The organism is Bacillus bingmayongensis (genome assembly GCF_000299035.1).
In the GTDB taxonomy this organism is placed as follows: domain Bacteria; phylum Bacillota; class Bacilli; order Bacillales; family Bacillaceae_G; genus Bacillus_A; species Bacillus_A bingmayongensis.
Genome location: NZ_JH921521.1, coordinates 127,477 through 139,816 on the forward strand (window position 1 = coordinate 127,477; position 12,340 = coordinate 139,816).

The 12,340-nt window shown below is 33.6% G+C and carries 10 protein-coding genes; all 10 read right to left on the reverse strand.

Annotated features, from left to right (window positions below; genetic code table 11):
* Window positions 1–147 precede the first annotated feature (147 nt).
* The 10 genes from Y7E_RS0125705 to argR all read right to left on the reverse strand — a co-directional run bounded on the left by Y7E_RS0125705 (window position 148) and on the right by argR (window position 12,084).
* Complete coding sequence (locus Y7E_RS0125705; RefSeq protein ID WP_017154077.1) at window positions 148–939, reverse strand: endonuclease/exonuclease/phosphatase family protein; 792 nt, start codon at window positions 937–939, stop codon at window positions 148–150.
* Between the two features lie 3 nt (window positions 940–942).
* Complete coding sequence (locus tag Y7E_RS0125710; protein WP_017154078.1) at window positions 943–2,580, reverse strand: PTS transporter subunit IIBC; 1,638 nt, start codon at window positions 2,578–2,580, stop codon at window positions 943–945.
* Between the two features lie 190 nt (window positions 2,581–2,770).
* Window positions 2,771–4,435, reverse strand: coding sequence for a glycoside hydrolase family 13 protein (locus tag Y7E_RS0125715; RefSeq protein ID WP_017154079.1), 1,665 nt, complete (start codon window positions 4,433–4,435; stop codon window positions 2,771–2,773).
* A gap of 338 nt (window positions 4,436–4,773) precedes the next feature.
* The gene (locus Y7E_RS0125720; protein WP_017154080.1) at window positions 4,774–5,457 is read right to left on the reverse strand and encodes a hypothetical protein; all 684 of its coding nucleotides are present in this window, start codon (window positions 5,455–5,457) and stop codon (window positions 4,774–4,776) included.
* Window positions 5,458–5,670: 213 nt separating this feature from the next.
* Window positions 5,671–6,360: a Crp/Fnr family transcriptional regulator gene (locus Y7E_RS0125725; protein WP_017154081.1), complete on the reverse strand. Its 690-nt coding sequence runs from the start codon at window positions 6,358–6,360 to the stop codon at window positions 5,671–5,673.
* A gap of 221 nt (window positions 6,361–6,581) precedes the next feature.
* The gene (arcC, locus tag Y7E_RS0125730) at window positions 6,582–7,544 is read right to left on the reverse strand and encodes a carbamate kinase (RefSeq protein WP_017154082.1); all 963 of its coding nucleotides are present in this window, start codon (window positions 7,542–7,544) and stop codon (window positions 6,582–6,584) included.
* A 37-nt stretch (window positions 7,545–7,581) separates the two neighbouring features.
* The gene (gene arcD / locus Y7E_RS0125735) at window positions 7,582–8,997 is read right to left on the reverse strand and encodes an arginine-ornithine antiporter (RefSeq protein ID WP_017154083.1); all 1,416 of its coding nucleotides are present in this window, start codon (window positions 8,995–8,997) and stop codon (window positions 7,582–7,584) included.
* Between the two features lie 99 nt (window positions 8,998–9,096).
* Window positions 9,097–10,095 (reverse strand): ornithine carbamoyltransferase, encoded by a 999-nt coding sequence (gene argF, locus Y7E_RS0125740; RefSeq protein WP_026049354.1) that lies wholly within the window; start codon window positions 10,093–10,095, stop codon window positions 9,097–9,099.
* Between the two features lie 30 nt (window positions 10,096–10,125).
* On the reverse strand, window positions 10,126–11,358 hold the full coding sequence (arcA, locus tag Y7E_RS0125745) for an arginine deiminase (RefSeq protein WP_017154085.1): 1,233 nt from the start codon (window positions 11,356–11,358) through the stop codon (window positions 10,126–10,128).
* 276 nt (window positions 11,359–11,634) lie between these two features.
* Window positions 11,635–12,084 carry an arginine repressor gene (gene argR / locus Y7E_RS0125750; RefSeq protein WP_017154086.1) on the reverse strand — a complete coding sequence of 150 codons (450 nt, stop codon included), beginning with the start codon at window positions 12,082–12,084 and terminating at the stop codon, window positions 11,635–11,637.
* Between the last annotated feature and the right edge of the window lie 256 nt (window positions 12,085–12,340).

Genomic DNA, 12,340 nt, shown 5'->3' on the forward strand with positions numbered 1-12,340 from the left:
ACAAAATGACCAAATTAGTTTTACATTCAGTAATAACAAATATATAGGAAATGTCATAAAAAATACAAGTATTTTCTCTTGGAAATACTTGTATTCGCAGAAAAAAATCCTCACAGCGCTTACATAGCTATGAGGATTTCTTCTATATTATATGTCCAATTGAATTTCTACTCCGAAATGATCTGAAATAACATTTCGATTTACACCATTGAAAATAACTTTTGAAGAAATAACTTTTGTTGGCTTGTTACTTAAAATAAGATCAATTCGTAAGTTTTGCTTATTTTCATCCCAACCAGCAATTTTCCCTTGTACAGTTGTTCCTTCATCTTTTTCAAAAGCTAGTTCATATGTGTCGTAAAGTCCTTTTTGAATGAGATAATCGTATCCTTCTCCTTGTAAACGAGCGTTATTATTAAAATCACCCATTAGAAAAGAGAATTCATTTTTATTAATATGTTCCATTAAGCAATCCACTTGTCCTTGAAACGATTCTTCTTCATCATTCCACCAGCCAAGATGACAAGAATAAAAGGTTATATATTTACCTTTATAAGAGATTGTTAGACTAACAATTTTACGTGCTTTCCAATAAGAAGTATCCTTACTTTCTGATACAAAGAAAGAATCTTGTTTTACAATTGAATGCTTCGTTATAATCGCTAACCCTTCTTCATATATGTCGTAACCAATATGCGAGAAATCCCAAACAATACTGTAATTTCCTGAACCCAGCTTCTCTAGCTCTGCAAGTAATACAAGACCAAAGTTATCTTCTTTCTTGTTATCGCATACACTTTGAGCTTTTATAGACTGACTGACCTCTTGTAAGGCAATAACATCATAATCTTCTTCTTGAATCGTTTTAGCAAGATGTCTTATTTTCTCTATTTGATTCTCTTCTTGCCAAGAATGGCAGTTTAAAGTGAGTAATTTCATTTATTATGCACCTAACATATCTTGAATATCTGATTTTAATACATCAGCTTTCGGACCATATACAGCTTGAACACCTTTGTCTTTTACAATAAGACCTAAAGCTCCATTTTGCTTCCACTGTGCCTCTGGTGCAACAATGTCTAAATCCTTTACGGTTACACGCAAACGTGTCATACAAGCATCTACATCCGCAATATTATCTTTCCCACCTAACAAATCAATAACTTTTGTCGCTAATGAACCCTCTTTTATATCCGCTTTTCCTTCTGAAGATTCGTCTTCGTTATCAATATAGTTACCGGCACGTCCTGGCGTTGGTAGATTGAACTTTTTAATTAAGAAATTGAATACTGTAAAGTTTAAACCAAAGAATACTGCTGATACAACAACAAAGTTAATTAAATCCCTTGTTAATCCCGCATTAATCATCATTGGTGTACGTGTAATTAACTCAATAAATCCAAATGCATGGACGCGTAAATTAATAAGATCTGCTAATGCAAATGCAAGTCCTGTTGTAATTGCATATACAACATATAATACCGGTGCAATAAACATGAACATGAATTCAATAGGTTCTGTTACACCTGTTAAAAATACTGCTAACGCTGCAGATAAGAACATTGGTTTATACTTTGCACGTTTATCTTTATCAACATTACGGAACATTGCAAACGCAATACCAATTAATGCTGCTGTAGAACCAATAACTTGCCCTGCTTTGAAACGCGCTGGAACAACATTATTTAATACATCGTTATACGCTTTTGTGTCACCATTTGCTAACAAGTTATTTAAATCTGTAATCCATGCAAGCCATAATGGATCTTGTCCTGCGACAATCTGACCAACTTTTGATCCAGTTAACATCGTATATGTTCCGCCAAGCTCTGTATAGTTCATCGGAATCGTTAACATATGATGTAATCCAAATGGTAATAACAAACGCTCTAATGTCCCATATACGAACGGTGCAACAACTGGTGCACTATCTTTTGATGCTGCAATCCAGCGACCAAATTCATTTAATCCACTTTGGATGAATGGCCATAAAAGTGATAAAACAATAGCAGTAATTGTAGACCAAACAATTACAACAAACGGTACAAATCGTTTTCCATTAAAGAATGCTAACGCTTGTGGTAATTTATTGTAGTTATAATATTTATTATATAAGGTAGCTCCTAAGAAACCTGTAATAATCCCTACGAATACTCCCATATTCAATGCTGGTGCACCAAGTACGGAAGTGAAATAATCTTTTACAAGTAAATCCCCAGCTAATAATGAAGAAACTTTCGCTTTTGAATCCGTTAACATTTCAGCGTTAACGCCAAATATAGCTCCTGTAATCCGGTTCGTTAAGACGAATGCTAACAGCGCTGCAAATGCACCGCCTGCACGATCTTTCGCCCAAGATCCCCCAATCGCTACTGCGAATAAAATATGCAAGTTTGTAATAATCGCCCAACCAATGTCTTCCATTACTCTGGCAATGGTATGTACAGCATTTACATCCCCAGCAGACATACCAATTAACTTACCGATGGAAATCATTAAACCTGCAGCTGGCATAACCGCTACAACAACTAGCAATGCTTTCCCGAACTTCTGCCAAAAATCAAAAGACGTAATTTTCATCTGTTTCTTCCTCCCCTTAATTTATAACATCCCTAATGATATAGATAATAATTTCTTTTTGTTTATGAAAACGATACCCTCTTTCAGCGCAAACGTTTTCATAAACCTATTTTAATAAAAGCGTTTTCACATTGCAATATAAATTTATTATTTTTCATAAAAAAAGATGCTATGAAAGCATCTTTTTTTATCAATAAATACGATAAACCCTTGTTTCATAAGGTTTCAACGCAATTGTAGTAACTTTTTCATGTTCTAACACTTCATAGTTATTCAAAAGCAAACGTTTGCGTTCTAATGCAAATAAATCCTCATTGTACACAGCTTCTTCCTTCGAAATATTACTAATTACAATCACTTTTTCATCATTTAACGAACGCGTATATGCATAAATTTGCGGATCATTCTCTAAGATTAAATCATATGTGCCATAATTAAATACATCATGCTCTTTTTTAAGTGCAATCATCTTTTTGTAGAAATTAAAGATAGAATTAGCCTCTACTTGCTGCTTTTGAACATTAATTTCTTTGTAATTTGGATTCATACCAAACCACGGTGTACCAGTTGTAAAACCAGCGTTTTCTTCATCGTTCCATTGCATTGGTGTACGTGAATTATCACGACAAGATGCCCATATAATTTCCATCATCTCTTGATGAGGTACACCCTCTGCAATCTTTTCACGGTACAAGTTCTTAATTGCCACATCATCATAATCTTCAATATTTGGGAACTGAACATTTGTCATACCAATTTCTTGACCCTGATAAATAAATGGTGTCCCATGCATAAAGAAGTACATTGCGCCTAAAGCCGTTGCACTTTCACGCCAATACTGTTTATCATCTCCCCATGTAGAGACAATACGTGGTTTATCATGATTCTCAATATAAAGTGCATTCCATCCTTTATTCTCTAATCCTTTTTGCCACTTCGTTAACACCTTTTTCAGTTCCACAACATCAAGTTCTTTTTTCTTTTCTGCATCCCATAAACTTAAATGCTCAAACTGAAATACCATATTAAATTTACCGTTTTCTTCTCCAACCCAAAGATCAGCATCTTCAATTTTGACACCATTTGCTTCTCCAACAGTCATAATGTCGTATTTAGAAAATGTGTTTTCCTTTAATTCTTCTAAGAGTGGCTGAATTCCATTTACATTCATATGTTTATCAAAAGAAGGCACATACTTTAACCCTTTTGGATTTGGCATGTCTTTTAGACCTTCTTCTTTTTTAATATGACTGATTGCATCTACACGGAAACCATCGATTCCTTTATCTAACCACCAGTTTACAGTATCATATAAAGCTTCACGGACCTCTGCATTCTCCCAGTTTAAATCCGGCTGTTTACGCGAGAATATGTGTAGGAAATATTGATCTGTTACTTCATCATATTCCCAAGCAGAACCACTAAAAATACTTTCCCAGTTATTTGGTTCTTCCCCATCCTTACCATCGCGCCAAATATACCAATCGCGTTTTGGATTATCTTTCGAAGAACGTGATTCAATAAACCAAGGATGTTCATCACTCGTATGATTAATAACTAAATCAATAATGAGCTTCATATCGCGTTTATGAACCTCATCCAATAGTTCATCGAAGTCAGCCATCGTGCCAAACTCATCCATAATGTCTTGATAATCACTAATATCATAACCATTATCATCATTCGGTGATTTATACATTGGACAAATCCAAATTACATCTATTCCTAAATCCTTTAAATAATCAAGCTTTGCGATAATACCTTGTAAATCTCCAATACCGTCGCCGTTAGAATCCATAAAGCTACGCGGATAAATTTGATAAGCGACAGCTTCTTTCCACCATGTTTTATTCATAATAATTCTCTCCTTTTGCATCCCTTCGGAAATTTTTATGCAAACGTTTTCGTAACACTATCATAACAAAATATGGAGAGTTTGCAATGAGAATTTTTTATCTTATTATTAAATATCTACTTTTATTAAGAAACAATACCCCCTTTTGATTAACCTTACATATTTTTTATGATGCTTAAACTTGTTGGAGATTTTCAATACTTCTTATAATAAATAAAATTACAAATAAAAAATCATCCAATTTATGCCCGATTCTTCGTAACATTTTGGATGACTAAAGTTTACTTTTCTTTTTCATTTCTAATTATTTTCCTAATAACAACCCGCATTTTCATAAACTAATTATATGTCTTATGATTTTCATTTAATGACTGCAATTTAATATTTGGTGCTTTATTTTCCGCTATGATTTCATCGTAAACAACTGGAATTTGAAACTCAAATTTCTTCGTCTCATGTCGCTGTAAGTAAATAGGTGTCGGTATTTGATAGCCTTGTAATTTCTGATTTGCATCTTGATATAAAACAATCTGTAATGCTTGTGAATGATTGTGATAATTTTTTAATGTAACGACGCAATTTTGTTCAAAATTATCTCCCTTTTTCTCCATTGTACATTGGCTATCCTCTTTTTTGTATTCAATTGCTTCTAATCCTTTTTTACCTGTGTAATGCCATGTTCTATCAAGAGTTTGAAGCATCTTATTTAAAGTAAACGGCATTGTTATAACGAAGACACTTATACAAACTACTTTTATTTTATTTAATTTTTTCAACCAATTAGAGTCTTTTTTTGCTAACCATTTCATCAGAAATAAAAAAGAGATTATCTGTAATACAAAAGAAAAAATCCATATATTTGAGACCTTATAATTCATATAAATATATGTATCTACTGGAATTCCATATGTGTGAAATAATTTTTCCCCAATTAATTCATTATCGTTTGGCATTTTTATTAATAGTAATACTCCGATACTGTAGAAAATGGCTACTAATCGATCATATTCAATCCGAATCATTCTTTCTTTCTCCCTTCCCCCTTTGTATTTTATTATCGATTTTAGCCAATATTATCGGAATATACAATCTTTTTTATAGTGAATAACATGAAAAAAGTTCCTTATAAATATATAAAGAACTTTATTGATATACAATATGAATAAGGGAATCGGTATTTAGCCTTATTCCTGTGTAACAATACTTTCCCTTATCTAATATTTTTTATGCAGTTTTCACATCGAGATTTCCTCGAAATAAGTTGGATCATGTATTGTTATTTTTTTACTTAACACCGTAACAATACTATCATTCTTTAACTGTTTTAATACACTACTAACCGTCTCTCGAGACGTGCCAGATATTTTGGAAATTTCAATTGTTGTGAGCGGACATGAAATTACAATTTCTTCACCATCCTGCTCTCCTAAATCATTCATTAAATAATTTAATGTCTGAATGACGCGATCTTGTGCATTTGGAATTGTAATATTTTGCACGCGATTTTCGTTAATTTTTAATATGGAGGATAACTGCTGAACAACATACATTAGCTGCGTCCGACTTGCTTTCACCATATCTTCAAAAATCACTGTAGGAATATAATACACATCCACATCTGTCATTGCCTCCGCTGTATAATTATATCCCTTGTCTGTAAACATACCGCCATAAGGAAAAATAGAATATCGCTTTACATAGTCCTCATATAATAAATTTCCACTTTGATTCACCCGCTCTAACTTCACAAAACCCTCTAACATAAGGTAAATCCTTTCTCTTGAATCACCTTCTAAAAATAAAAATTGACCTTTCTTATAAGTTCGCCAATAGACAAACTCTGTTAAGCCTTTCAATTTTTTTTCTGTTAAATGAGCAAATAATTCAAACTGCTTCAGATCTTTAACTACGTTCCGTCTATTCATAAAACTCCCTCTCTCTTGCTATATATCAGAGCGAAACATCAAGAAAGCGCATTCAATTTTATTTTATCACACTTAACCTACACTTCTTTTGCTTATCATGAATACTTTATGAACATTAGTCACCAAAAAATTACTAGTAAGTAAAAAAATACTAGTAAGTAAAAAGAATGAAGTTACTAACCTCATTCTTTTTGAAATTACTAGTAATAGAAGAGCTCTGTTTATACACAAGCATATACGTCCTGCTTAGAAATAATAGTACCTGCTTTTTCTTCTAATGCTTCATATACCTTTTCTAAAGAAGTAATAATTGTTTTTCGCTTTGGATCTGTATTAGCAAAATTAATAGCAGCTTCAATTTTCGGAAGCATACTACCTGCTGCAAATTGATTCTCCTGTATATACCCTTCCAATTCATCAATTGTAACAGCCTCTAATCTCTTTTGATTAGGTTGATTAAAATTCACATAAACATAATCAACTGCAGTTAAAATAACAAGCGTATCAGCATCTACTAATTCCGCTAACTTTTGAGCTGCAAAGTCCTTATCAATGACAGCTTCAGTACCTTTTAAACCTTCCTCAGAGTCAATAACAGGGATTCCTCCACCTCCAACAGCAATTACTATATTTCCATCCTCAACTAATGAATTGATTACTTTATGCTCATGAATACTCACAGGCTTTGGTGATGGCACAACGCGTCTCCATCCTCTTCCTGCATCCTCTTTAAATACGGCTTTTGTTTCTTCCATTAACGCTCTTGCTTCTTCTTCTGTATAGAAAGGACCAATTGGTTTTGTTGGATTTTGAAATGCCTCATCCTTTTCATCCACGACAACACGTGTTATAACCGTAGCTACTTCTTTTTTTATTTTACGCTTTTTCAAAGCCTTCTCAATTGCATTTTCCATCCAATATCCGATCATCCCTTGGCTCATTGCACCACAAGTATCTAACGGCATTGCCGGTGTTTTTTCCGTATCCGCTGCTTTTTGTTGCAATAAAATATTCCCTACTTGCGGTCCATTTCCATGTGCAATCACAATATCCACGTTATTTTCCATGATTTTGACAAGTTGTTCTGCTGTTCTTTCTAATGCTTCTTGCTGCGCCCCGGCAGTAGCATTTCCAGATTGTATGGCATTTCCTCCTAGTGCAACTACGATTTTTCTTCGTGTCATATTTCAACCCTCCAATTGTTGTTAGTTTCACAAAACTCTATAAAGTAATACTTCCTGTAATTAATCCATAAATCGCAAAGAATGCTAAGGCACCAATTGCTACAGAAGATGCCAATTCCACGCGAGTAAATATTTGCTTTTGACTCGTTTGCTTTTGAACATTGTAAAAGATGAAAATACCAGGTGCATATAAGGTCATTGTTAATAACAAGTACTCTAACCCTGCTGCATAAACTAACCAGACTCCATAAATACTTGCTACCAAGCCAATGATTATATTTTTTGTCCGATCTTTTTCTTCAGATTGTAAACTATGCTTAAATTGATAAAATGCTGAAAAGGCATAAGGAATTAAAATAGCAGAGGATGCGAGAGAAAATGCAAAGTTATATGCTTGATCTGAAACAACAAATGTTAATAAGAAAATTTGAATTAAACCATTTGTTATCCATAATGAGTTTACAGGAGCTTTGTTCTTATTTTCTTTCGCGAACCACTTCGGAAATACTCCGTCTTTAGCAGCTAAATATGGGATTTCAGAAGCGAGTAAAGTCCACCCTAGCCAAGCACCTAATACAGAGATGACTAAACCTAAGTTAATAAAGATAGCACCCCATTTTCCAACAACACTTTCAAATAAATACGCCATAGCTGGATTTTTCAAATTAGCAACATCAGCTTGTTGCATAAGACCAAGAGATAGTAATGTAAGTAGGATATAAATGATGAGTGTGCCAATTAATCCAATAACTGTTGCTTTCCCAACATCACTTCGGCTTTTAGCACGACTGGATAAAACAACAGCCCCTTCCACACCGATAAATACCCACAGCGTTACAAGCATTGTACTCTTAACTTGGCTACCTACCGCTCCCCAAGAAAAAGAACCAACTTGTCCCCAAAATCCATCTAAGAAAATATCAATATGAAAGGCGAAAATTCCTATAACAATAAATACAAATACAGGCACTAATTTCGCAATTGTAGTTACTAAATTTACAAGTGCTGCTGATTGTACACCGCGTAAAATTAACATGTGGACACACCATAGTAATATGCTCGCTCCAATAATCGAAGCTACATTTTGTCCACCTTCAAAGACTGGGAAGAAATAACCTAATGAAGAGAACAATAATGTGCCGTAAGCTACATTACCAAGCCAAGCAGATAGCCAATATCCCCACGCACTATTAAACCCCATAAAATTACCAAATCCTGCTTTTGCATAACTAAAAATACCGCCATCTAAATCTGGTCTTTTTACAGTTAAATTTTGAAATGATAATCCAAGCGCAATCATTCCAATTCCCGTTATAACCCAACCGATAATAATGGCCCCTGCACCAGCGCCTTTTGCCATATCACTTGCTAAGTTGAATGCTCCACCACCGATCATAGAGCCAACTACAAGGGCTGTTAAAGTCAATAACCCTAATTTCTTTTCTTCACCCATTACACTCACCTCTCTTTAATTGCAATAAGAATAAAACAACAATAGTGAATGATAGTGTCTAAAGGAGGAGAAAGAAAGAAGGAAGAATAACTTCCTTCTTTATTCCATATTTCCTAAAGTAGCTGCCATAACCGCTTTAATTGTATGCATTCTATTTTCTGCTTGATCAAATACTTTTGAATGCTTACTGCGGAATACTTCGTCACTTACCTCCATTTCTTTCAATCCATATTTTTCATAAATCTCTTCTCCATACATTGTTTCCACATCATGGAATGCAGGTAAACAATGTAAGAACATCACATTATCATTTCCCGTTTTTTTAATCATTTGCATATTTACTTGATAAGGTTTCAATAGTTCGATACGTTCAGCAAATTTATCTTCTTCCCCCATAGATACCCATACATCTGTATAGATTACATCTGCACCTGCAACAGCCTCTTCAACACTACTTGTTACCATTATTCGGTCATTATATTTTTTTGCCATATCAATAACTTCTTGTGCTGGCCATAATGATTCTGGTGTACAAATACGGACTTCCATTCCGACAATCGCACCGCCAACTAATAAGCTATTTGCTACATTGTTCCGCCCATCCCCAACATAAACGAGCTTAACGTCTTTTAATCGTCCCACATGTTCTTTTATTGTTAATAAATCTGCGAGTGTTTGTGTTGGATGCCACATATCTGTTAGACCATTCCATACTGGCACGCCTGAATTTTTTGCTAGAGATTCTACTGTCGCATGATCAAAACCACGGAATTCAATCCCATCAAACATACGTCCTAAAACTTTTGCTGTATCTTCGACTGATTCTTTTTTCCCGAGCTGAATATCACCTTTACCTAAATATTCAGGGTTTGCACCTAAATCTGTACAAGCTACTGTAAATGCACACCGTGTACGAGTAGAAGTTTTTTCAAATAAGAGTGCTACATTTTTCCCTTCTAAATAACGGTGCGGGATACCATTTTTCTTTTTCTCTTTTAATTCTGCTGCTAAATCTAGAAAATATAATAATTCTTCTTTCGTAAAATCTTTTTCAGCAAGAAAACTTCTTCCTTTTAAGTTTGGTTTAGTCATCAACATGATTCATCCCTACTTTCTCCGTTATTTATACTAAATATCTTTTCGAACAATTGGCATACTCATGCAACGTGGACCCCCACGACCGCGAGATAATTCCGAACTCAATACTTCAATAACTTCTATACCATGTTCACGTAATAAAGCATTGGATACATAGTTGCGATCATATGTAACAACTACTCCTGGCGCAATTGCTAATGTATTTGATCCATCGTTCCATTGTTCACGAGCAGAAGCAATTACATCTCCTCCTCCGCAAGGAATAAGTACTAATTCACTTAAACCTAATACTTCTTTTAAAGCTTCAGTTAAAGATGTACGATGTGTAATTTTTAGATTTTCTTCATCCTTTCCTTTTTCTAAAGTATATATATTCATATTTCCTTTTGGTCCTTGGATAGCTGGATGAATTGTAAATTTATCGTAATCGACCATTGTAAATACTGTATCTAAATGCATAAATGCTCGACATTTTGGAATTTCTATTGCTAGTACTTTCTTAATTTTATTTTGACGACTAAATAAATTTTTAGCTAAACGCTCAATTGCTTTAGCTGAAGTACGAGCAGATACTCCAATTGCAATTGTTTCCTCATTTAAGATCAGCTCGTCGCCACCTTCAATTGGAAACTTATAATCACGATCTAACCAAACTGGCACATTATGATTTGCAAATCGTGGATGATGCTTAATGATATATTCCATAAACAATGATTCACGTCTCCGTGCCGGCTCTCTCATTTTATTAATTGTTAAACCGTCACCTATAGTAGCTGCTGGATCACGAGTAAAATATAAATTTGGCATTGGATCTAAATAAAATGGATAATGATCTTCCATTAATTCATATAGATGTGCTTTCTTACTTGTTTCAATTTCATTTTTCCGCACACCACCCATAATTTTTTGAATCAATTCTTCATTTGAAAAGGAAAGTAAATATTCTTTTAAAGTTTGATGTGCAACGTTTACGTCAGCCTGTCCTTCTTTTAAAATACGATCAACAAATTCTTCCCGAAGCTTTTTATCAACTAACGCCTCAGCTGCTAGTTTTTCTAAATAAAGAACTTCAACACCCCGATTGCGTAATGTTTGTGCAAAATAATCATGTTCTTTTTGAATAATTGGTACGTATGGAATATCGTCAAATAATAATTGCTGTAAATAATCTGGCGTTAAGTTTTCCACTTCTTTACCAGGACGTTTTAGTAAAACTGTTTGTAATTCCCCAATTTCTGAAGTAACATGTATCGGATGTTTCATTTGTTGTACCTCCTTTTAAATTTGTTTGATGCTTTACAAGTACATAATAACTGGTACGTGCTTTTCACTTTGCGAAAACGTTAACATTATTAAGTGGAATATTTCACAAGTTATTTTTTAAAATAATATATATTTGTATGTTTATAAGTTTTTTCACCCTACATTTTACAAAACAGCTGTATATTACGTATATATAATGAATAACGCTTTACTAATTCATATTAAAATTCTAAAAAAAATCCTGTTTCTAGTAACGATTAGAAACAGGATTTTCACTTACATAATTAATTTCAACCTTTCCTCTAGAACCTTCCTATCCGATTCTGATCGAGAAATTACAAGGCATGTATCATTTCCACATATACATCCCACTTTTTCTTTCCAGTCTAAAGAATCCAATAAAGCACCGATAACGTGGGCATTACCAGGTAATGTTTTAATAACCGTCAATTGATCTACATAATCAACCCTTATGACAACCTCTCTCAATTTTTTCTTTAACTTCATATCAGTTTGTAAACTATCTTCTGAGAAAACCTTATATATAGTTAAGCCTCTTGAAGAAGTTACCTTTATTAAATTTAACTCACGAATATCTCGCGAAATTGTCGCTTGTGTAACCAATACACCCTGTTCTTCTAATAATTCTACTAATTTCTCTTGTGTATCTATTTCATACTCTCTCACCAATTGTTTAATGAGTCGTTGTCTTTTTTCTTTTTTCATAAAAGACACCCTTTCGAATATTTATAGTTTTATTATATCTTGCTATAATTTCCATCCGAAAGAGACAAGGTTAAATATTGCGGAAACGTTCATAGTTTATGATATATAAAACTATCCGTCTTATTTTTAAAAGTTCTTAGTACTGCTAGAACAATTCTTCTCTATTCAATGTATGTAACTTTTAACCCACAAAATTTGTTAGGTGCTTCAGTAATTAAAAATTTCTATATTATCTAATAGAAAAAAATGATTTTAT